Below are 21,961 nucleotides of genomic sequence, written 5' to 3'. Positions count from 1 at the left end.
AGCCTATGACCTCTTATATAAGGAAGCTGAAAGAGGGAGAAGAACATGTACATAAGCAAATGGTGGGGAGATTTAATTGGCGGTTCCGATGATTCGCTCGCATTAATAGACTATTTGGAGCAATTGGACTCAACGGATGTGACGCTCAATCAGATTTTAAAGGATTTGGGTCTGGATGTTCTGCTTTCCGAGGGAGACTTGAAAAACGGCGGAAGTATTGGATTTGATATGAAAAATGCTAACGGTACGTTTCGAGCAGAACTTGATATTGCCTGCTCAGCTCTAATCGATCTTTCAGCCATTGTGTTGGAGTCTCAAAAATCAGGCTATGTCGACTTGCATGATTTGGATGAGGATAGGCAGCCGTGCAAACTTTATATAGATGCCTCCGAAGAAAAAAGGAACCTGCTTCGGGATGAATTGTACAAGTTTTCCCGTAATCCACTGGCTTACGAATTAGCCGAGCTTGTTCCGGCCGATGATATGAGGGAGCTTGCGGAAAAGGCAAAAATGATCGCAGATGAGCTGTTTTAAGTTTAGCGATTTCGCGCCGCGCCGGATTTTTCGCCGATAGACACGTTAAGCAGAGCCTTATCATAAGTGATGGCGAAAAATTTGTGACAAGAAGGGTGTAGAGGTGTGTAGGAAGGTGCTATAGAGATATGCTTATGATCGGAACGGGTGTCGTCTGGCGACGAAACCACAACACAGACCAAGGAGGCTCTTCTATAGCAAGTCTACAAGAGTCGCGATTCCGTTGATCCTCACGCCCCCCTATTTTTGAAAACATCCTGACCTGATGCCGCTACCCGGCGGTTTGAACACTAGCCGGGTAGCGGCATTTTTATTATTCATATAGGTTGACAATGATAATTGTTATCAATAACCTGAAAATAGGATGTACAACAATCTATCTCAGGATTACCGGCAAACTACTAGTGAAATGAGGTATGCAATGTGAAAATCGACGTTGATCAGTTAGCAGAGCATTTTGCACACATTCCTTTCCAAGTAGAAGGAATATATCGATATGCTAGAAATCCAGGTGTGCCTTACGCTGACTATACAGATTCCTTTCCTGGATTTGTGTTTCCACTTACAGGGAAGGTACAATTTCAATTTAATGGCACGCCTTATATCCTTTCGCCAGGAAAAGTTGTGCATGGCGGTGCAAAAATGAAACTAGCTCAAAAAATGTTTGGTAACACCGACTGGGAATATATTCTTGTTCTATACCGGATATGTAATTCAGAACTAGAAGGGTCAAGCTTTTCTCATCAGCATTTTGAATTATCAACAGGACAATCCCCTCGTCTGATTGAATTAATCATGCGTCTTTGGCATGTGTATAATCAGCGCGGAGGCCTTTCGATGTTTCAGACCGAAATGCTGTTTCGAGATGTACTGAATGAAGCCTTATTATGTGTTGTTAATAGGCAAAATAGCTGTGAATCACATGCTTTATTCGAACGGGTATCTACTTATATTCATGAATACTATTATCTAAGCCTTACAATAGCATCGCTTGCAGAACAATATAACGTTAATCGAAATCGACTTTCTTACGTATTTAGAAGACATGCAGGGATAGGACCAGCAGAATATTTATTAAAATATCGTATAAAGATGGCGCAAAACATGCTATTTACAAGTGATGTGCCCGTACAGCAAATTGCGCAAACTGTTGGAATTGCTGACCCCTTTTATTTTAGTAGAGTGTTCAAGAAACAATTTGGTATTTCTCCTACTGAATATCGAGAGAAGTTCATCAATAATCCATGCTAATTTCAACAGGCATCCATTTTAAACGAAAAATGACTTTACTATACTGATGGCAAGCCAAAGAAAACATCATGTCGGAGGAATTGCGTATGCACAAGATGAAAGGCTTGCTAATCTCCATGCTATTATTAGCAGGCATACTAGCAGGTTGTAATGAAACACCTGCTGAAAATAAAGGATCAACTACAGAAAGTACATCTACATCAGCAGTTAAGGCAGATGCACCTGATTGGCCAAGAACATTTAAGGATGCGTTAGGTAAGGAAATTGTTATCAAGCAGAAACCAGAAAAATTGGCTGCACTATGGTATTTTTATCCTGAAATATTAGTTGCATTAGGTGAGCCGCCTGCTGCTTCTACTGAAAAAGAGTATCTATCTTCTTTATCTTATTTAAGTGGAAAGCTGGATTCAGCTGAAGAATTAGGAGACAAAGTGTCCCCTAGTATTGAGAAAATTTTATCTATTGAGCCTGATTATATTTTAGCAACAGAACAACATGAAAAAATGTATGATGCACTAGAAAAAGTTGCGCCAGTCATTACGTTAAACTCCAAGGACATCTATGAAAATTGGCAATATGGACTTCGTACAGTAGCCGAGATTATTGGGAAAGAAGACGAAGCGGAAAAGGTCATTGATAAAATGATGAAAGAAATTACAACTGGGCGTGAAGCATTAAAGTCAATTCAAGGAGAGTCAGTAGCTCTTATTTTGTCTTGGGATGGTAAAACTTTCAATGTTCTAGGTGAAGGAAATCCTGTCTATGCACTTGCGATTGATAAAGAAAAGGGACTGGGGCTTACACCAGATGATACATTTAAAGGTACGAATAATAAATTTACTACGTTTGAAGGGATTTCAACTGTTCAAGCAGACCACATCTTCCTTATAGGTGACATTACAAAAAAGGAAATATTAATGAATGACTTAAAGCAAAGTAAGGTATGGAATAATCTGAATGCCGTGAAGAAAGGCAATGTCTATTTAATGGATAGTTCCGCTATTACTGGAGGGCCATTAGCTATCGAATACGCTTTGCAAAATATAACAAATGCCTTGCGTAAGTTCTAAATCATGCAGGTTAAAAAATAAGGAGGGATTACTATGCATTACCAAGCTATCAATCTGAATGAGGAGCTATCTACATTCACCGATCTCTGGTCTCCGAAAGTCATTGCTGAAATGAATGACTATCAATTTAAGCTCGTTAAGATTGCTGGGGATTTTATATGGCACGAGCATCAAGGTACGGATAAGGTGTTTATGGTGCTCGAAGGAGAGATGTTCATTGATTTTCGAGATGGTCGGGTGAAAATTTCCAAGGGTGAGATGTTTATTGTCCCGGGGGGAGCCGAGCAGAAGCCCTTCGCCGAAAAGGAATGCCATATCATGTTGATGGAGCCTAGAAGCGTAGTAAACACTGGCGGTACTGAGTCTGAATAACAGCAGCCAATAATACTTGGATCGATCTAGTGTATGTTATTAGTACGAACTCAATGTTTGAGAAAATGGTTCACGTAAGAAAAGTAAACAGAGGATGACAAGTGGAGTTGAAGCAAATGGAACAAGAGCTCGTTGCCCTTGCATGCGGGGTATGCAAAGGCGTATCAGAGCGCATAAGGATGGAAAGTGAACTGTTTGATATTGCTGGCTTCGAAAATGATATTATGGAATGGTCAGATTATGAAAACGAAGTGCCCTCGTTGGATGAGCGCCATTGGCTGCGTTCTAATCGCCTGCCTGAGAGAGGTCAGGTTAGAACGGTGAAGGTCTCCCATCCCTTCCATATGAGGATTGGAGAACCCTTTTGGATCATGTACACTCCGGTACTCTCCAGTTTTAATGGATGGGATTCGCATCCCGAAGAGATTGAACTATCTGCTTTTGTACAGTGTTCCATTGAACGTGTCATTGAGCGGAATGAGTTTAAAGCATGGTTGTGTGTAAAGATTTTAGATGTATGGATGATTCAGGATTACAACGAGAGATTTCCAGAAAGAGATGGAAGAGAAGGTTATTTAGAAGGTTTTGAGATGTTCGGAGATCCTTACATATTCAATTATCGGAACTGGCTATTTATCAGTGCTGGTGCACAGGGAGATCTCGGCGAATGGGGACTCGTAAAACAATTAAATAGTCAGTACCATCTGCTCGTATATGGAGATTGGGGCCTTCATAAGAATAATGCTTATGGAGGAAACATCCTGCTGCCTAAGGATCGGATCGATGGATGGATCAAGCAAGCGATGGAGAATAATCGTTATGAAACGATAGAGTAGTAAAATGAGAGCGTGAAAGAGACTTCATGGAAAGCATATGAATGTATCATTGCTTGGGGTACCGAAATAATGATTGAATATTAAAGGAAGGAGCTGACCGCCACAGCTTCTTCCTTATTTTTACATTTCATTCGCACATACTGGAATTCGGGAATTTCCCTTGCAGGTAGCATTCCCACAGGCTATTGATAAATTCAATATCGACATCGACCTTGTTTTCAAACGCCTTGGAAATGAGACCAAAGTCGTCTGACGCATACCCTGCCAGCTCTGAATTCTGTGTTATCCGAAAAGTTTGCTTGAACACAAATTCCCTAATTTCTTTGATTACGGTATTTTCAGAGGGATCAATTTCATCAACTTTTTTGTAACTAGAACTCCATGCCGTATCAAATTCAACAGAGTCCCTAGCGTCTAATTTAGCGTCCCAATCAACATCTTTATTGAAGACATTCTCTAAAAAACTGCCATTACTGATTATCGAAAGTATCTCACTCGCTGTTTTCAACGGAACCCTACCCCCTTCCATCATATACTAATGGGGATCAATTTGTAGCACAATGGGATGTGCCTCAGTTTTTTGCAAAAAGGCTGACGTTTCGCAGCGCCTTGGCACCGGAATCGTCAGCCTATCGCGCAGTTTATCCTACACCATCACTTTCCAACAAGGAATAAAAATTATCACGGTCTTCGTTATCAAATTTACCAAGTGTCCGTATCCTAACAAATTCATGTCCGCCATACATGTTTATTTCCTCACCATGCATATTGTAGAGCGCGATCATATTGCCATCCTGATTCAACTCCATGTACCCGAAACATTTTGCTTCAGGCGCTTCACCGTAAAAGAGCGTATATCTGATCTTGACCACTTTGTGCATGCAGATCCTCCTTTACTGTCTTTCGTATTGGCTTTGAATATATACAGTATCCTCCATAAAATGTCAACTGATAAACTTCCCACGTGATAACGGCGGAGCTTTTTTTATGTTCCTTTTATAGAAACGACCAGTTGGAGAAAAGCCTGTTGCCTCCATTCATGTATTTTTTAACGTTAACGGTATAATAGAACGGAAACATAAAACACATTAAAGAGAAACTCTGCGAGAGCTTTACATATGTGGAAAGTAAGTCAGGCTTGGCTCCGAGCCGTACCATGAAATCAAAGGGGAAGATCCATCATGTCGAAAACCATCGTTGAGAAGCTGAACCTGCAAAAATATCAAAAAACGGCTGTCTTACATACACCGGAGGGTGAGGAGAACTTAGCGGTTCTTAAAGAAGCGGACTATGAGTTGAAAGACGTTCAATATGACATGATTTTTGCTTTCGTACTGGATATGAAGTCCTTGCAGGAGCTCATGAAGAAGGTAATCGACCACAGCTATTTATTGGAGGGAGGACTTCTATATGTTGCTTATCCCAAGAAAGGGAATAAAGCCTATCCGACTTATATCCATCGGGATGAATTATTCGATGGATTAGGAGCCGACGAAGATGGCTATATCGGGACAAGCACTATCAAATTTAATCGAATGGTCGGCATGAATGAGGTTTTTACGGTTGTCGGGTTTAAAAATGAGAAAAAGAAGGCGGCAAAAGCTTCATCTAAGCCGAGTCAATGCGTCGATGATTATATTGACTTTGTGCCGAAAATAGAAGAGGATTTGCGCCATGCGCCAAAAGAGCTCGCTTTTTACCAATCTCTTACGCCCGGGTACCAAAAGGATTGGGCGCGGTATGTATATAGTGCCGTACAAGAGGGGACACGGGCAAAGCGCCGAGCTGAAATGACGGCGGTCTTGGCTGAGGGCTTTAAAAGCATCGATCTCTATCGCAGGAGTAAATGAGGCGCTGTTTGAAGTTGTGAGGAGGCCTATATAGATGAAAGACAAGAAGAGCCCGCGTCGAGCGTGGGCTCTTTGTTGCTTGCATGAACCGAGGTTACCTTACTGGCAAAGCAGCCGCCGCAGCGTATCGTCAAGGTGCTTATCTTAGGTGACGGGGTTGTAGTTGGCCCACCGGTCTTGGACGACGTAGCTCTTGCCTTCCCGGCCCTTTTCGACGTCTTCTTCCCGGTCTGCAGGGCGAGGAAAATACGGTCTCCAGCATACTGGGATGTCCTCCAAGCGAATCTCGTGTCACTTAAGAGGAATTAGGAGTCAGCCTTTAAAACGATTGATCAGAGAGCTCTTAAATAAGAATACATCTTCAATGTATATATTAGCCTAAGGGCAAAAACACTATTACAGCATATATTAATATAACGATGATTCTCTTTATTTGGGAGTGAAATACTGTGAAAACTCCATGGATAAATTATACAAAGATGGGGCAGATAAATTTAAAACAAAAGAATAGTAAAAACACTAAGGTACCGACAAAAAAAGAAATCCGTCTCAAAAAAAATAAAAAGAATGATGGCAAACAGCTAAGGGATGTGAAAAATCTCAGAGCTGGTAACTATCATTATTGTCAAATAGATAAGCATTTAGATTATAACCATAACTGTCAAGACGATGAGTTTTCTGTTTCTGATAATGTTATGGAAGTGAAGGATTCCAAAGATATTGAGCAAGTTTCTCAGATTGAGCAAGTCGATGAACCGACTAATGATCGGACTAATGAACCGACTAATGATCCGACTAATGATCCGCAAATCGAATCGCCTAAACGTGGAAGAATCTATTCGCTAACAAATAAAAGCCCATTCTCGACTATTGTAAAAATTAAGGATTTTCTTCATCCCCCCATTTTTGGCGGTATAGATCAAAATACAATTGAATTTATAGACCTAAATAATAAACAACAACCTCAATTAGATACAAAGCTAGTCAATAGCACAGCTCATTATCAGGAGGAGATTTTTGGTCGTTTAATTCATTCTACAATTTCTGGAAGTATATTTTTAACCACTACTGTTCATGCGTGTAATATGAATAAACAAGATAATCTTTATCATACTTTTGCAGCTCCCATTCATGACTCGCCAGATACAATTTCAGCAGAAACAAATCATATGTCCTGTCCTACTCATCATTTCATAAATATCAGGGTCCCAGTTACAGTAGGAGAATATAAGGTTGAAATACCTCTAGATGAGGATATTATGTTTGAAGAAGAGATACGGGGTATTAAAGCAATCTCAAATGAGGTAATCCTTAAAGAGTGCAGATTGGTTCCTACTCAATTTCATCCATCATTAGGGGAAGGAACAAGAAAGGCCCGGGAAGGAGATTTATTCCTGGAGGGATATATACATCAAAATATCGAGTATTCTGTCGCCGACAAAACAAATGGTACTACCATTCAAAAAGAGCCAGTAATGAATTTTTATCAATTACATCAAAAAATTGCAGTAGAATTAATTGTTCACATACTACAAATTCAACCGGTTCGAATCAGTTGTGATGGCACTAAAATTTAGGCAATAACGGAATCAAACACCGATTCATGTAAAATGGGTATGTTGTCTAAGAGAATTGCCCTTACTTAAAAAGGAATGCGGAATATAGTGATAGCGAGTTTAAAAAACTCAAATTGAAAATTGGAGTTGATTTCCAATTATGAGCAATGTCAATCCAAATCAAGTGACCCCCGCATGTCCAGTATTTTCGTCAGAAGAACAAATTCCATTAACCGTCCAACCAACCACGATCATTTCTCAAGCAGCTGTACCAACCATTAAAGTTCCAGTTGTACTTGTAGAGCCAACACTTCAAATCGTCGTAGAAGCAAATATTCCACTTAACCCACCAGCAACTGAGATTAAGAGAGTGGTAAAACATGTATTTCTCAATCAGGTTAAACTTGTTCCTGTCGCATTTCAGCGTATTGGTACTACTGACTTTTTCAATGTTACAAGAGCCAAGTTATTTGTAGCAGGATTCATTCGTAAAAATATTGAATATGCTTCTGCTGCATGTAGTGGAGCACTTCAAGATACAATTGCGGATGTTTCTTTTACAGGTTTTGCTGACATCAGAACATTTTTAACAAGGCCAATTATTGGTATCTCTGAGGCGAGTAAAGCATTTTTCCTCAATGAGAAGGATGGCCAGGTTCCACGTTTGGATAAAAATTTCTTCCAAAATCTCGTTAAATACAACGAACAACCATTTGGTGAGTTGGTAGCTGCCAACTTCTATGAACTTGATTTTTCACCGGTTAGAGCAACACCGGAGGGAACGTTTAGTAGCCTGACTGAAAAAATTGTCCTGGATCTTACTGTAAAAGTGTTACAAACACAACAGTTATTGGTTAATGCTACACAACAAATTACAGTTCTTCCTGAAGGTACAGTAGGTTGTGACGAATAGGTTTATCTAAGAAGGTTATTCCCCATCGGCCTAAACGGTCGGGGGAATGACCTTTTTTCATTTTCGTAAATTAAGAGAATCTATCCTATACGCCCATCCAATCAGCCCACATAAAACAAACCCAAACGCATGCAGCGATCCGTAAATCGGAATGAAATCGTGTATGGTTAAAGAAAACATGTTTTTCAATAACGGATAGGAAATGGAAACTACGACAATCGTGTAAAAGGCAATGCAGGAAAGGACTAAAAAGAAGTTGGACTTATTGAGAAAAGAGCCTCTTTTCAAGTAAGCAAGCAGATAAGTCGTGTAAATTGCAATATTACAAGCGAACAAGGTGACGCCAATGTACTCAATCGGCTTCGAGAAAATAATACCGATAGCGATCAGAACAGGTCCAATGATATCGACAGCAACGACCCAAGGATACCAGCTTTTCTTCGTCATGACCCGTCCCAATAGACCGATAAAAATCGGAACAATGGCAGATGAGAAATGAAAGTGGACTGAACTCAGGGCGTGCGTTGCGGGCTTAGCCTGGAAGAGGTCAAACTGAAACTGATAGAGGGTGAACCAAATGCCCCCGATAAAAAAGTAAACAAGCCCTGCGCCAATCGCTATTTCCTCTGTTCTTCCCTTGCGATTCACAATAATGGTCAGGCCATAGATGCCGAGCAGGAATGTGAACAGTAGCCACCCGAGCGAGAGGGTCCCTGGTAGGGGTGTGCTTCCCAGACCCCACGTCTTGCTACCCATTACAGAGGCTAAGGCGAGAAGCGCTGCGGGAAATTGAAGCAGATTTATAGCACCATAAATACCCCGTTGATGTTTATTCTTTTCGTCATAGCGCAAAAGTAAAATCACTAGAGGTACAATGACGAAAGCCGCAAACATGAGAAATTTTTCGACAAGGTTAAATGGGAAGTAATCCAGATAAAAGATAAGGATGGTTATGATTCCACTGGGAATCGTCCGTACTATCAATGGTTTCATCACTTGCCCCCAAGAAGCCATTCATGGATATTCATATAACTGGTTGCTTATAGTAGTGTAACACATACAATGCGGCCAGAATGGAGTTTAATAGGCGCTTTTCAAAGTTTCCACGGGTCATCGTTTTTTGCAGACGAACGCAGGATGTAATCAACGCAGTCAAATGGGCTCGTGAGCGGGGCGTACGGCTGCGGGCGCGGAGCGGGCGGCACAGCTATGAAGGCTTTTCTGCTGTAAATGGCGGAATTATCATCGATGTGAGCGAGATGAATAAAGTTAAGGTGGATCGCAAGAATTTGGTGGCCCATGTACAGACGGGCATTCCGCTTGCCCGCGTGTACAGGCAGCTGTGGAATGAGCGTGTGGCACTTCCGGCTCGGACTGCACCCGACGTGGGCGTTGCGGGCCTTACTCTGGGCGGCGGGATTGGACTTTTGTCGCGCAAATATGGCCTTACCTGCGATAACCTGAAACAGGTGAAGATGGTGGTAGCATCGGGACGGCGTGGGGCGAAGACGATCGTAGCAAATAAGAAGAAGCATTCCGATCTGCTTTGGGCATCACAAGGTGGTGCAGGAAGCGCGGTGAGCCGGGTATCCCCGATTGCCACGGCCTATCCTCATCGAAAGGCAGAGACGATCTATGAGCTGTCGGCGCGATGGAGGAACGACAGCGAGCAGCAAAGGAGTATCCAGTGGGTGAAAAGGTTCCGCAGAGCGCTACGTCCCTTTGTCGTAGGAGATTATGTGAACTTCCCTGATTTGCAGATCAAGAACTGGCCTGAGGCGTATTATGGTGTGAACTTTGCCAGATTGAAGCAGGTGAAACGAAAGTACGATCCGCATAATGTGTTTCGTTTTGCCCAGAGTATTCCGGTGGGGAAGTAGTGAGCAAAATCATAAGCAAATCAACAAAAGGGGCATGCTGCGGCGTAACGCTACTTCACTGGCCGTATGGTCTTTCACTGCCAAGCGGAGAGGAGTTCCTAATAGCTACTACATGACTTGGTAGGAGCGATTAGGAACCGGAATAGGTCGCTATTCATAGAGAAACTGTTTGATAAGCTTCGGTATTCCTCAGATAACCGTAGCTTTTTCCATGGCAACTGTCTTTCTCTGTCATACCTTGTGTGGTAAATTGTGGATAGATTCTGTTTGAATGTCATAGAAGAAAATGACTAGGAGAGGAATACTTCTTGGCAAATCATTCACCTAAATACCAAATGAAAAAGAGCCATATCCTACTATTACTCGGGCTATTAGTCATCATCTTATCCGGTGCGCGCATTTTGTGGATGGAATCGTTTCGTGATCAACAAGTGGACATTAAAAACGGGCAATTTGATTTACGTGATTGGAATGCAGAGGATGGCGACACTCTCTTACTCGATGGAGAGTGGGAGTTTTATCCCTCCCAATGGTTGATGGATGGCAGACGGCAACAGGGTGTAAACGAGAAGGAGCCAGCGCTTATTCAGGTTCCGGGAAGATGGAATGAAGCTTTGCATGCAGACAAGTCCACTCCCTATGGATTTGCTTCTTATCGCTTGCGTCTGTATGTAAATCCAGAAAAGGACCTGAATTATAGTATTCGTGTACCCAGCGTGCGCACGGCATCAGAATTATACGTAAACGGCCGATTGCTTGCGAAATCGGGGCGGGTGGCGGAATCGGAGGATGAATACATTGCGAAGAATCTGTCTTATTCTACAACCTTTACGGCAGACGAAAATGGCGTAATCGAAATCGTCATTCAGGCGGCAAATTATGTGGATGGTCGAAGCAGCGGCATTGTTCGATCGATTAAATTTGGTTCAGAAGAAGCCATTGCAAAGGAAATAAAAGTCTCCGTTTCTACGCAGCTTCTGGCAGCTATGATATTTCTCATACATTCTGTTTATGCGTTTATTTTATTTTTACTAGGAGATAAGAAAAAGAATCTGCTGTATTTTTCTTTGCTGACATTATGCATAGCGCTTACTAGCGTGTTAAGCAACGATGAGAAGTTGTTCCACCAATTATTTTACATCGGCATAGATTGGGATTTCCGGTTAGCGAATATTGCTCTCGTCATTGGGGCCTACGCTTTGTTGGAGTGTATGAATCATCGCGAACTCCCTTATTGGAGCAGGATGTATCCTGTTTACAGGGTGATGAATTTTGGGACTGCTGGCATTACGTTGTTTTTAGACCCTGATCAGGTGACGATGCTCTTTCCGGTTTATTTTCTAGTGATAGGTATTGCCGCAGTGATCACGTTGATTTCCATCTTTAAAAAATTGATCAAAGACATCATGAGCAATCTTTTACTGCTTTTTTCTTTTCTTGCGTTGCTTCATCATTTTATTTGGTCGTTAATTTGGCGGGAAAGCGGCTTGAGTCTTGTTTACTATCCATTTGATCTGATTATTTCGATGGGTTGCTTAGCCACTGTATGGTTTAAGGGTTATTTCATCATGCATGCCAACACAAAAGAGATTGCTGCAACCTTGCAAAGAATGAATGACCATAAGGATCAATTTCTGGCCAATACTTCACATGAATTTAAAAATCCGCTACATAGCATTTTGAACATGTCCCAATCCGTTTTAAATAGGGAACGACATTTGTTGCAGGAAAGGAGCATCAAAGAGCTTGAAACGGTTTTATCTGTAGGACGACGGCTGACATTGATATTAAATGATTTGATTGATGTGATGAGTTTACAGGAAGGCAACCCGCGCCTACAGAAAAAAGCCATATGGATTCAGCCCATCGTGACCGGGGTACTTGATATGATGCAATTTAACGCAGAAGTAAAGTCTGTAAAAATCGTAAATCAAATCCCTGAAGATTTTCCTCCCGTACACGCAGATGAGAACCGGGTGATTCAAATCGTTTTCAATTTACTTCACAATGCTGTGAAATATACGAATGAAGGGATCATTTCCATTCAAGCTTTTACCAAGGACGGAAGAGCATTTATTGTGATTCATGATACAGGGATTGGAATGGATGAGGACATGCAAAAGCGCCTGTTCCGTCCGTACGAGCAAGCCAGCTCGAGCGAGACCATGATTGAAGGTGGATTTGGGTTAGGTCTGAGTATAAGCAAGCAGCTGGTTGAGCTCCATGGAGGTACGTTAGATGTGTCCTCAGTCTTAGGGGAAGGCTCAACATTTACATTTTCGTTAAAGCTGGCACATGGGGAAGCGGAGGAAGAGGTGGCTGTTTCTCACTCATTCGAACCGGAAGTCGTACAACCTATCCCTTCGGCTACGAAACCAACAACTCTATTAGAAGTAAATCGCGATCGTCCGCGCCTATTAATTGTGGATGATGACCCTGTTAACCTTCAGGTGCTGGAAGCCATACTACCTCCAGACGAATATGATGTAACAATGGTGACGAGCGGGAAAGAAGCGCTGGCTATACTGGATACAGAGGAATGGGATCTCGTTATTTCCGATATTATGATGCCGCAGATGTCCGGTTATGAGCTGACACGAATGATTCGCGAGCGGTTTACACTCACGGAGCTCCCTGTTTTGCTCCTTACTGCAAGAAGCCAACCAAAAGATATTCAAAGTGGTTTTTTAGCGGGAGCCAACGATTACGTGACCAAACCAGTAGAAGGAATGGAAATAAAATCGCGGATTGAGGCGTTAACTACGATTAAACAATCCGTTCGGGAACAACTGCGATTAGAAGCTGCGTGGCTGCAAGCGCAAATCCAGCCTCATTTTTTATTTAATGCGTTGAGCGCTGTAACGGCTTTAAGTGACATTAATTTGGATAAGATGCGTGATTTGCTGTATGAGTTCAGTAATTTTTTGAGGAATAAATTCAAATTTGAAGATATGGACGGGCTTGTTCCGATCGAAACGGAGCTAAGTCTGGTGCGCTCTTACCTATATATTGAAAAGGTTCGGTTTGAAGAAAGGCTGCAGGTTGTTTGGGAGATAGATGACTGTGAGGATGTAAAAATTCCCTTTCTTACGATCCAGCCTCTCGTTGAAAATGCGATCAAACATGGTGTGATGAACCGCATTCGTGGGGGGGAAATTAAGATTCGGATTTCTGTCCAGGAAACGCATGCAGAAATAACCGTTGAAGACGATGGGATCGGAATGGAGGAAGATCAAGTACAACGACTTTTAGAAAGAAAAGCAGATAGCAGTTCAGGAGTCGGATTGATCAATACGGATCAGCGATTAAAACGACACTTCGGAACAGGATTGCTTATCGAAAGTACGTTAGGTACAGGGACAAAGGTAACTTTTCATGTACGGAGCAAGATGAATAGCAAGAATATGAGTGAAAAACACCCCGGTTCCTTATCTTAGGACCGGGGCTCTTTGTTGTTTTCCAATGATTAGAAAAACTTATGATGACAATAACGAATTCCAATTGCTCGGGTTCTACTCGCTGTGGTAGCTTAAAGTAAATAATCATATAAGATTACTCGGAATTAATTTTTTCTCGTGTGAGGTGTATATCGTTGGTACTTAAGGTGACAGACAGTCCTTTCAGTCAGGAACAAGTAGAGCTCCTAAATCGGTTGCTGCCCACGTTTTCGGAGGTGCAAAAGGTTTGGCTGAGTGGGTATCTTGCAGCTCTTCACAAAGTGGATGCACCGATGGTCGCTGGGTTTCAAGCCGCTTCAGTTGCGAATGGTCCAGTCATTTCCAAAGAGGTGACAGTGCTTTTCGGATCTCAGTCCGGGAACAGCCAAAAGTTGGCCAAGGTGCTGACTGGAAAGCTTCAGGAGCACGGCTTCCACGTAACTCTTTCCTCCATGAGCGACTTCAAGACGAATGCGTTGAAAAAGGTTGAAAATCTGCTTGTTGTGGTAAGCACACACGGGGATGGTGAACCACCGGACAACGCCATCTCCTTCCATGAATTCCTGCACAGCAAAAGAGCGCCGCAATTGGTGGGCCTGCGTTTTTCCGTGCTGGCATTGGGAGACACCTCTTATGAATTATTCTGCCAAACTGGTAAAGAGTTCGATAAGCGTTTGGAAGAGCTAGGCGGCAAGCGTCTTACTCCCCGGGTTGATTGCGATGTGGATTACGACGAGCAAGTCTCTGAATGGATGAATCAGGTCCTGGCTTCTCTCAGTGAAACGTCGGCAACTCAGGTTGCTGCTGCAAGCGCAATCGTGGGCGGTGCAGTGATCGGAACAGGGTCACAGACCGAATATTCCCGGTCGAATCCGTTTCAGGCTGTGGTCTTGGAAAACGTGAATCTGAACGGACGGGGATCAGATAAGGAAACGCGCCATCTGGAAATCTCCCTTGAGGGTTCCAATCTCGAGTATGAACCGGGCGATTGTTTGGGGATCTATCCTAAAAATCATCCTGGCCTTGTCCGTGAGCTGATTGACACGATGGGATGGAAGCCAGAAGAGCTCGTTCCTATTCATAAAAACGGGGAAGAGCGCACGTTGGAAGAAGCTTTGTCCAGCCATTTTGAAATCACAGTTCTCACCAAGCCTCTCTTGGAACAAGCAGTAAAGCTATCATCAGGAAACGGGTTGCAGGAACTGCTTGCGGAAGGACAGGAGCAAAAGCTTCGCGATTATGTTCGAAATCGAGATTTGCTAGACCTGGTGGAGGAATACGATTTTAAGGGCGTGCCTTCCAAAGAATTTGTCGCCATCCTTAGAAAGCTGCCGCCGCGTCTCTATTCGATCTCAAGCAGCTTAAAGTCCTACCCGGACGAAGTTCATCTGACAATTCGCAATGTTCACTATCAAACTCATGGGCGTGAGCGGTACGGCGTTTGTTCGAGCTATATCGCGGATCGTTTGGAGACGGGTGATACGCTGCCAGTATTTGTGCAGCATAACCCCAACTTTAAGCTCCCAGTTAACCCGGACATCCCGTTGATCATGATTGGTCCTGGCACGGGTGTCGCTCCATTCCGCGCTTTCCTGGGTGAACGGGAGGAGCTTGGGGCGACGGGCAAGACATGGCTTTTCTTTGGCGACCAGCATTTCTCCACGGATTTTCTCTATCAGCTCGAATGGCAGCGTTGGCTCAAACAGGGCGTACTGACGCATATGGACGTCGCGTTCTCTCGAGATACAAGTGAAAAGGTGTATGTTCAGCACAGGATACTTGAGAAGAGCAAGGAGCTTTACCAATGGCTACAGGCTGGGGCGCATGTATACGTATGCGGAGATGAGAAGAAGATGGCGCATGATGTTCAAGCAGCCTTGGTCACCATTCTCCAACAAGAGGGCGGACTCGATTCAGAGGAAGCCGTTGCGTATTTGAAACGGATGCAGCAGGAAAAACGCTATCAGCGAGATGTCTACTGATTTTTGAGAAAGAATGAGAGGGGAGATGAAACCATGTCAGAAAATCATTTGCTTTCGCCAAACAGTGCTCCTCACAGCGATGTAGAGGACATTAAACGCAAAAGCGATTACTTGCGGGGAAGTCTGGCGGAAACGCTGGAAGACAGGATTTCTGGGTCCATCCCTGAGGATGATAACCGCCTGATGAAATTTCATGGCAGCTACATGCAGGATGACCGGGATCTTCGCAACGAACGGAGCAAACAGAAGCTAGAACCGGCCTATCAATTTATGGTGCGTGTGCGTGCCGCTGGTGGCGTTGTCACACCAGAGCAATGGCTCATGATGGACGATATCGCCCAGCAGTTTGCGAATGGAACGATTCGCCTGACGACTCGTCAGTCTTTTCAACTGCATGGCGTGATTAAGTGGAATATGAAGCAGGTGATTCAAGAAGTTAACGAAGCCTTGTTAAGTACACTGGCTGCCTGTGGGGACGTCAACCGCAACGTCATGTGCAATCCGAATCCGTACGAGTCGGAAGTTCATCAAGAGGTTTACGAATGGGCCAAAAAAATAAGCAATCATCTCGACCCCCGGACCCGCGCCTATCATGAAATCTGGCTGGATGAAGAAAAGGTTGTCGACAGTCGGGATGGGGTAGAGCAAGAACCGATCTATGGGCCTGTCTATTTGCCTCGTAAGTTTAAGATCGGCATCGCCGTACCGCCTGCCAACGATGTTGACGTGTTTTCTCAGGATTTGGGCTTTATCACCATTCATGAGGAAGGGCGACTGCTGGGCTTCAACGTTGCGGTCGGAGGCGGAATGGGAATGACCCACGGCGATCCCACAACGTATCCGCAGGTGGCGCGGGTGATCGGCTTCGTCACACCGGAGCAAGTATTGGAAGTCGCCGAGAAAACGGTCATGATTCAGAGAGACTACGGAGATCGCGCGGTGAGGAAGCACGCTCGGTTCAAATATACAATCGACGACCGCGGTATCGAATGGTTTATCCATGAACTGGAGCAACGACTGGGCTGGGAGCTGGAGAAGGCACGTCTCTATCACTTCGAGCATAATGGCGATCGCTACGGCTGGGTGAAAGGGAGTGACGATAACTGGCATTTTACCCTTTTCATTCAGAATGGCCGTGTAAAAGACGAGGACAACTACCTCCTGAAGTCAGGCCTACGGGAGATTGCCAAGGTGCATACAGGGGATTTCCGCCTGACGCCGAATCAGAATCTCCTCATTGGGAATGTCACCAGCGAAAAGAAGCCGGAAATTGAACAGATCATTCAAGCATACGGGCTCACCGATGGAACTTCCTATTCTGCGCTGCGGAAAAACTCCATGGCTTGTGTTTCGTTGCCGACTTGCGGACTCGCGATGGCTGAGGCAGAGCGTTATTTGCCTACACTGCTGGATGAGATCGAGCTGATCTTGGATGAGGCGGGTTTGCGCGATGAGGAGATTGTCATTCGCATGACAGGATGCCCAAATGGATGCGCAAGACCCGCACTCGCAGAAATCTCTTTTATTGGGAAGGCTGTCGGTAAATACAACATGTATTTGGGCGGCGGTTTCTCCGGCAATCGATTGAACAAGCTGTATCGTGAAAACATCGGGGAAGCAGAAATACTGAATGAGCTGCGGCCGATCTTAAATCGGTATGCGAAGGAACGTAAGGAAGGCGAGCACTTCGGAGATTTCGCAATTCGGGCAGGGTATGTGAAAGAAGTAAGATCAGGACTCGATTTTCATGAGTAGTACGACATAGCATTCAGGGATGCGCCCTTAATTGATTGAAATAAAAGAAGAGCCCGCGACGACGTGGGCTCTTTGTTGCTTGCATGTATTTTAGGCTTCTCGTAGCTGTTGAATCACTTCCGCAGCGAACTGATCTGTAAACCGGATGTGTCCATTTTCCTGTATGATCCGCCCTTCTTTCTTGCGACGGTCCAGCCATTCGCTAATCCAGCCCGGAGCATAGCCGCCTTGACCGAATTCTCCGCCAAAGGCAATCATTTTCTCATAGACAGCCAAATACTGTTCGCGACTGGTATCGGGATATGACTTCGTGTATAACCAAAACTGCACATCGTACATCAGATACGAGAGTTCATCCGCATGAAAAGAAAAGAAGCCTTTTTCCTCTACAATCCGTGTACAAATGCTGCGTATTTTCTGATCGATTTGTTCCACTTCCGATACTGGCGTGCACAGCTCCTCCAGCAAGGAAGAGAATTTCCCGTGGGCTACTTTGTATAGATCCGCTTCCTTGTCCTCCTCGGAGGTATCGTATTCTTCTTCGCTCACCAAGCCCCTGATAAACGCCTCGAAATTTTCAGCCAGGAAAGTAATTTCATAATCGCTTTCCTGATCGACGTGAATGACTTCGGGTTCACCATCTCTCCCGCATGCCCGATAATCCAGCATGACAACGTCATGACCTGCTGAAGGACAATCGCAGATGACGACCCCGATGTCGGGATATCCCCAGTCTTCAATCATAAATCGACTGCCGAGATCCCCACAGAGCGAATAGCTTTTCTCTCGGCCAATGCCTAGAATGCCCGTAATGGCAATATGATCCTCCGCCCAAGAAGTCGGGTCCTCTGTTGGAAAGCACGTGTTCTTCGGAATGCCGCCATTCTGATGCTTCATTAGTGCGAGATAGGAGGCAGGGAGCTTGTATCCGAGCTCTTCCTCGATCGATGCGATCAGTTCATCTGTGGGTGGCTCGGATAGATAGGACTTTCTCGCGTACTCGCTGTCGTCCCAAAAGTCATCAAGCGACATGTTAGAAAAAGGAACTTCCTCCGCTCCTGAATCACGAGACTCAACAGCCGCTGCCTTTTTGGCTGCCATCCGAAGCTCATGTCTTTGCTGCTTCTCCGCTTTTTGCAGGCTCCACCTTAACCATGATTCGGTATTCTGATTGCCCGGTTCTAACTTGTCAGAGGTACGGAATGCCTGTGCCGCTTCTTCATATCTTTTCAAATGATAGAGGGCAAAACCTACCCGAAAGTGCCAGACCGGATCTTGTTGACCTGCTTTAGCAATTTTCTTCAATTGGTTAAGTGCTTCATCATAAAGCCCCAAGTTGTTATAAGCTCTGCCCAGTCGGCTGACCGCCTCATAGTCTCGTTCCTCCTCAGGAACGGTTTGCAGCAAGTCCACAATTCGCTGCTGTTCGTCTTCTTCATGCCAGCGATCCAATTGTTCGAGAAGTGCCTGATCCATTGAAACCTCCTAAATGATTCTTTTTCTTAGATGCCAGCCATGCAAAGCTACCGCCATCTACCAAATGATTATGTATTCATATAAGATTAATTTATTTCGTATCGTTTGTGCACAGCTGATCTAGATGGGTTAAACATTAAGGGGGCGTACAAGTTGAGTAAGATAGATATCCATGACGTATGGTTCGATTTTGCCGCAGCCTTTGTGCAGAAAAAGAATGCTTCGGGCTGGAACACACTGACCTCACAGGAACAAGAGATTGCCGCCTTATGGTTGTTGGAAGCTGATGTGTATAACGGCGGGTTCTTGCAGTTTTTTTGCAACTGGGGAGAAGAGGCATATATCTACGCGGTACGGGCCTTACAAGCCATCGGGGCAGTCCATGCAATCGAAATCGTCCAGTCCGGATATGCCTGCATCGAGCATTTATCAGAAGACAACCGCCTCAACCAACTTTGGGACATTCCACAGTTTCTTACCGAGGAAGAGGCAGAACGGCTGGATAAGCTCGATCAGAGCTTCTGGGAAGACCAGGATCGCATTGCAGAAACTGCACATCGATATTACGCGCAGCAGCTGGGAATACCCACCCCATCGTAAAGTGACGGGGGGGGGGTACTATCAAAGAGACTCCGACACCTATTCGTCAGCACTATCCCCTTCTGACTGAAGCATAAGCAGTAGCTCTTGAATAGAAGGAGCGAGCTTATCATTCCCTTCCATAATCGCGGTGAAAACGGGAATGGAATCCTTTAGTAGCCAATAACTAAAAGAAAAATAGCTGAAAAATGCTTGCTGCTCATAGCCCCGCGGCTCCTCTTCTTCCCACCATAATTCATCGTCTTCCTCGTCCTCTGGCCATAAATACTTTTCGTCCAATAGCTCATTCATGGTCTCAACCGGATTTTGTGAATCCATTTCGTCCACGTTTATAGCAGAAGCTACAGCCGAGTATAACTGAATTTCCTCCGAAGAGACCTGCTCTGGTTTCTGTTTGGCAAGCTCTTGCAAGAGTATCCGCAGTACCCACGGCGTCGTCTGCCACAAGGTACTTTGGTGCTCGATTAGATTGGCCAATTCCTCATATTGCCTGGTATCTATAAGCCGCGGAATGTCCGTCCCTCTTCCATAGGCTGTCGTCAAACGCTGCCACGGAATGTTGGTTGTCAGGTGGGTCAAAGTGTTCATCTCCATCTCTCCTTAGATATGAGATTTTACCAAGTTTTACCACAAGTACAGCGGAATTTATATGGTAAGCGCCTCACTGGTAATAACAAACCAAATCCTTCACCTCTGCAAGAAACTGAGATAAGACAATGGTTTTTACGTGTTCATCAGGCACTGTTTGCGGAATCCTCCCTTTTTTACCAACATTAAATAGTTATTAATCCTCTAATTATAATAGATAATTGAATCAATAAATAATTTCTATGATATAGTTATAGTTGTGAAAGGTAAGATGTTTTCGTAGCGTCTTGCAACGGGGCAAGGAGCTACTACTTCTTTTTTACAAAAACAGTAGATAAGGAAGGGTAATATGAGCTCCATACAGCAAAAAACAGACGTTATTTTGATTGGTGCAGGTGTCATGAGCGCAACTCTGGGAGCATTACTGAAAGAATTGGCACCGGAGTTGGAAATCAAAGTTTTTGAGAAACTCGCAAAAGCAGGCGAAGAAAGCTCTAACGAATGGAATAATGCGGGTACTGGCCACGCGGCACTCTGTGAGCTGAACTATACATCCGAGAAAGCTGACGGGTCTATAGATATTAGCAAAGCCATTAAAATCAATGAACATTTTCAGCTGTCCAGACAATTCTGGGCTTACCTTGTAAAAAACAATCTCATCCAAAATCCGCAAGACTTTATCATGCCAATACCTCATATGAGTATGGTGCAAGGCGAAAAGAATGTAAGCTTTTTGAAAAAACGTTTTGAAGCGCTGGCAAACAATCCTCTGTTTCAAGGGATGGAATACTCCGATGATCCTGAAAAACTGAAGGAATGGATTCCGCTTATCATGGAAGGCCGCGCATCGAATGAACCAATAGCTGCAACCAAAATCGACTCTGGTACGGATGTCAATTTTGGTGCTTTGACACGTATGTTGTTTGATTACCTGAAGACGAAAGACGTCGCGATTAACTACAACCATGCTGTTGAGGATATCAAACGTACGAGCGACGGCATGTGGAAATTGAAAGTGTACAATATGGCTACCGGTAACATCGAAGACCATATTGCCAAATTCGTCTTTATCGGCGGTGGCGGCGGAAGCTTGCATCTGCTCCAAAAAACCGGTATTCCAGAGTCCAAACATATCGGCGGTTTCCCGGTAAGCGGATTGTTCATGGTTTGTAAAAACCAGGAAGTGGCAGACCAGCACCATGCAAAAGTGTACGGTAAAGCAAAGGTCGGCGCTCCTCCAATGTCGGTACCGCATCTGGATACCAGATACATCGACAACAAAAAATCCTTGCTGTTTGGTCCTTTTGCGGGATTCTCGCCAAAGTTCTTAAAAACAGGTTCCAACATGGATTTGATCACTTCCGTAAAACCGAACAACGTCATTACGATGTTGGCGGCAGGCGTAAAAGAAATGGCATTGACCAAATACCTGATCGAGCAAGTTATGTTATCGCATGAAAAGCGGATGGAAGAACTACGGGAGTTCATTCCGAACGCGAAAAGCGAGGATTGGGGTATCGTGGTAGCGGGTCAACGCGTGCAAGTTATCAAGGATACACCAGCAGGAAAAGGTACCCTTCAATTTGGTACAGAAGTGGTTAGTGCCGCTGATGGCTCCGTAGCTGCATTGCTCGGCGCATCTCCGGGTGCTTCTACAGCTGTTCAGGTTATGCTTGAGGTATTAGAAAAATGCTTCCCACAACGTATGGCAGAGTGGGAACCGAAAATCAAAGAAATGATTCCTTCTTATGGCGTGTCACTCTTGCAAAACGAAGAGCTTCTCCAAGAGCTTCAACGTTCGACAGACGAGGTGCTTGGTCTAAGCGAGAAGGAACTGGCTTATAGTTAATTAGTTAATGGC

General features: G+C 44.2%; 18 protein-coding genes and 1 pseudogene. 14 read left to right on the top strand and 5 right to left on the bottom strand.

Annotated elements, in window-relative coordinates; genetic code table 11:
- The first annotated feature begins 45 nt into the window (after positions 1-45).
- The 5 genes from HP399_RS30265 to HP399_RS30245 all read left to right on the top strand — a co-directional run bounded on the left by HP399_RS30265 (position 46) and on the right by HP399_RS30245 (position 4,063).
- A complete protein-coding gene (locus HP399_RS30265) occupies positions 46-534 on the top strand; it encodes an imm68 putative immunity domain-containing protein (RefSeq protein WP_173620379.1) in 489 nt (162 codons plus the stop codon).
- A gap of 423 nt (positions 535-957) precedes the next feature.
- On the top strand, positions 958-1,785 hold the full coding sequence (locus HP399_RS30260) for a helix-turn-helix transcriptional regulator (protein ID WP_173620380.1): 828 nt from the start codon (positions 958-960) through the stop codon (positions 1,783-1,785).
- 86 nt (positions 1,786-1,871) lie between these two features.
- Positions 1,872-2,855: an ABC transporter substrate-binding protein gene (locus tag HP399_RS30255; protein WP_173620381.1), complete on the top strand. Its 984-nt coding sequence runs from the start codon at positions 1,872-1,874 to the stop codon at positions 2,853-2,855.
- Between the two features lie 33 nt (positions 2,856-2,888).
- Complete coding sequence (locus HP399_RS30250) at positions 2,889-3,227, top strand: cupin domain-containing protein (protein ID WP_173620382.1); 339 nt, start codon at positions 2,889-2,891, stop codon at positions 3,225-3,227.
- A gap of 116 nt (positions 3,228-3,343) precedes the next feature.
- Positions 3,344-4,063, top strand: coding sequence for a hypothetical protein (locus tag HP399_RS30245; protein WP_217367848.1), 720 nt, complete (start codon positions 3,344-3,346; stop codon positions 4,061-4,063).
- 127 nt (positions 4,064-4,190) lie between these two features.
- Here the strand turns inward: HP399_RS30245 and HP399_RS30240 are convergent, their stop codons facing one another.
- Both HP399_RS30240 and HP399_RS30235 read right to left on the bottom strand, forming a co-directional pair.
- A complete protein-coding gene (locus tag HP399_RS30240; RefSeq protein ID WP_173620384.1) occupies positions 4,191-4,571 on the bottom strand; it encodes a hypothetical protein in 381 nt (126 codons plus the stop codon).
- A 133-nt stretch (positions 4,572-4,704) separates the two neighbouring features.
- Positions 4,705-4,944: a hypothetical protein gene (locus tag HP399_RS30235; protein ID WP_173620385.1), complete on the bottom strand. Its 240-nt coding sequence runs from the start codon at positions 4,942-4,944 to the stop codon at positions 4,705-4,707.
- 300 nt (positions 4,945-5,244) lie between these two features.
- Between HP399_RS30235 and HP399_RS30230 the strand changes: the two genes are divergently transcribed.
- The 3 genes from HP399_RS30230 to HP399_RS30220 all read left to right on the top strand — a co-directional run bounded on the left by HP399_RS30230 (position 5,245) and on the right by HP399_RS30220 (position 8,382).
- Complete coding sequence (locus HP399_RS30230) at positions 5,245-5,913, top strand: YdeI/OmpD-associated family protein (RefSeq protein ID WP_173620386.1); 669 nt, start codon at positions 5,245-5,247, stop codon at positions 5,911-5,913.
- A 449-nt stretch (positions 5,914-6,362) separates the two neighbouring features.
- On the top strand, positions 6,363-7,490 hold the full coding sequence (locus HP399_RS30225; RefSeq protein ID WP_173620387.1) for a BC_2427 family protein: 1,128 nt from the start codon (positions 6,363-6,365) through the stop codon (positions 7,488-7,490).
- A 139-nt stretch (positions 7,491-7,629) separates the two neighbouring features.
- Positions 7,630-8,382 (top strand): CsxC family protein, encoded by a 753-nt coding sequence (locus HP399_RS30220; protein WP_173620388.1) that lies wholly within the window; start codon positions 7,630-7,632, stop codon positions 8,380-8,382.
- A 57-nt stretch (positions 8,383-8,439) separates the two neighbouring features.
- Here HP399_RS30220 and HP399_RS30215 read toward each other — a convergent pair whose 3' ends face one another.
- Entirely contained in the window at positions 8,440-9,375 is a 936-nt protein-coding gene (locus tag HP399_RS30215; RefSeq protein WP_173620389.1) for a YndJ family transporter, read from the bottom strand.
- Positions 9,376-9,437: 62 nt separating this feature from the next.
- Between HP399_RS30215 and HP399_RS30210 the strand changes: the two are divergent.
- From HP399_RS30210 to cysI, 4 genes and pseudogenes are all read left to right on the top strand, one after another.
- Positions 9,438-10,262 (top strand): annotated as a pseudogene (locus HP399_RS30210) (FAD-dependent oxidoreductase); the annotation flags it as partial.
- Between the two features lie 308 nt (positions 10,263-10,570).
- On the top strand, positions 10,571-13,699 hold the full coding sequence (locus tag HP399_RS30205) for a hybrid sensor histidine kinase/response regulator (RefSeq protein ID WP_173620391.1): 3,129 nt from the start codon (positions 10,571-10,573) through the stop codon (positions 13,697-13,699).
- Between the two features lie 155 nt (positions 13,700-13,854).
- Complete coding sequence (locus tag HP399_RS30200) at positions 13,855-15,681, top strand: assimilatory sulfite reductase (NADPH) flavoprotein subunit (RefSeq protein WP_173620392.1); 1,827 nt, start codon at positions 13,855-13,857, stop codon at positions 15,679-15,681.
- A 33-nt stretch (positions 15,682-15,714) separates the two neighbouring features.
- Positions 15,715-17,436, top strand: coding sequence for an assimilatory sulfite reductase (NADPH) hemoprotein subunit (cysI, locus tag HP399_RS30195; RefSeq protein ID WP_173620393.1), 1,722 nt, complete (start codon positions 15,715-15,717; stop codon positions 17,434-17,436).
- A gap of 90 nt (positions 17,437-17,526) precedes the next feature.
- Here the strand turns inward: cysI and HP399_RS30190 are convergent, their stop codons facing one another.
- A complete protein-coding gene (locus HP399_RS30190) occupies positions 17,527-18,912 on the bottom strand; it encodes an SMI1/KNR4 family protein (protein WP_173620394.1) in 1,386 nt (461 codons plus the stop codon).
- 153 nt (positions 18,913-19,065) lie between these two features.
- Between HP399_RS30190 and HP399_RS30185 the strand changes: the two genes are divergently transcribed.
- Complete coding sequence (locus HP399_RS30185) at positions 19,066-19,512, top strand: DMP19 family protein (RefSeq protein ID WP_173620395.1); 447 nt, start codon at positions 19,066-19,068, stop codon at positions 19,510-19,512.
- A 39-nt stretch (positions 19,513-19,551) separates the two neighbouring features.
- Here the strand turns inward: HP399_RS30185 and HP399_RS30180 are convergent, their stop codons facing one another.
- Positions 19,552-20,100, bottom strand: coding sequence for a hypothetical protein (locus tag HP399_RS30180; RefSeq protein ID WP_173620396.1), 549 nt, complete (start codon positions 20,098-20,100; stop codon positions 19,552-19,554).
- Between the two features lie 349 nt (positions 20,101-20,449).
- On the opposite strand from HP399_RS30180, the gene HP399_RS30175 reads away from it, so the two are divergent.
- Positions 20,450-21,949 (top strand): malate:quinone oxidoreductase, encoded by a 1,500-nt coding sequence (locus HP399_RS30175; RefSeq protein ID WP_173620397.1) that lies wholly within the window; start codon positions 20,450-20,452, stop codon positions 21,947-21,949.
- Positions 21,950-21,961 lie beyond the last annotated feature (12 nt).

The sequence above is a fragment of the Brevibacillus sp. DP1.3A genome (assembly GCF_013284245.2).
GTDB lineage: Bacteria > Bacillota > Bacilli > Brevibacillales > Brevibacillaceae > Brevibacillus.
Note: the sequence above shows the minus strand (reverse complement) of the source record. Positions and strands in the feature narration are given on the sequence as shown.

Excerpts from the sequence above, each read along its gene's own strand:
- HP399_RS30265 (WP_173620379.1), top strand. The coding sequence starts at position 46 with ATGTACATAAGCAAATGGTGGGGAGATTTAATTGGCGGTTCCGATGAT.
- HP399_RS30255 (WP_173620381.1), top strand. The coding sequence starts at position 1,872 with ATGCACAAGATGAAAGGCTTGCTAATCTCCATGCTATTATTAGCAGGC.
- HP399_RS30250 (WP_173620382.1), top strand. The coding sequence starts at position 2,889 with ATGCATTACCAAGCTATCAATCTGAATGAGGAGCTATCTACATTCACC.
- HP399_RS30245 (WP_217367848.1), top strand. The coding sequence starts at position 3,344 with ATGGAACAAGAGCTCGTTGCCCTTGCATGCGGGGTATGCAAAGGCGTA.
- HP399_RS30235 (WP_173620385.1), bottom strand. The coding sequence starts at position 4,944 with ATGCACAAAGTGGTCAAGATCAGATATACGCTCTTTTACGGTGAAGCG.
- HP399_RS30230 (WP_173620386.1), top strand. The coding sequence starts at position 5,245 with ATGTCGAAAACCATCGTTGAGAAGCTGAACCTGCAAAAATATCAAAAA.
- HP399_RS30220 (WP_173620388.1), top strand. The coding sequence starts at position 7,630 with ATGAGCAATGTCAATCCAAATCAAGTGACCCCCGCATGTCCAGTATTT.
- HP399_RS30215 (WP_173620389.1), bottom strand. The coding sequence starts at position 9,375 with ATGAAACCATTGATAGTACGGACGATTCCCAGTGGAATCATAACCATC.
- cysI (WP_173620393.1), top strand. The coding sequence starts at position 15,715 with ATGTCAGAAAATCATTTGCTTTCGCCAAACAGTGCTCCTCACAGCGAT.
- HP399_RS30190 (WP_173620394.1), bottom strand. The coding sequence starts at position 18,912 with ATGGATCAGGCACTTCTCGAACAATTGGATCGCTGGCATGAAGAAGAC.
- HP399_RS30180 (WP_173620396.1), bottom strand. The coding sequence starts at position 20,100 with ATGAACACTTTGACCCACCTGACAACCAACATTCCGTGGCAGCGTTTG.
- HP399_RS30175 (WP_173620397.1), top strand. The coding sequence starts at position 20,450 with ATGAGCTCCATACAGCAAAAAACAGACGTTATTTTGATTGGTGCAGGT.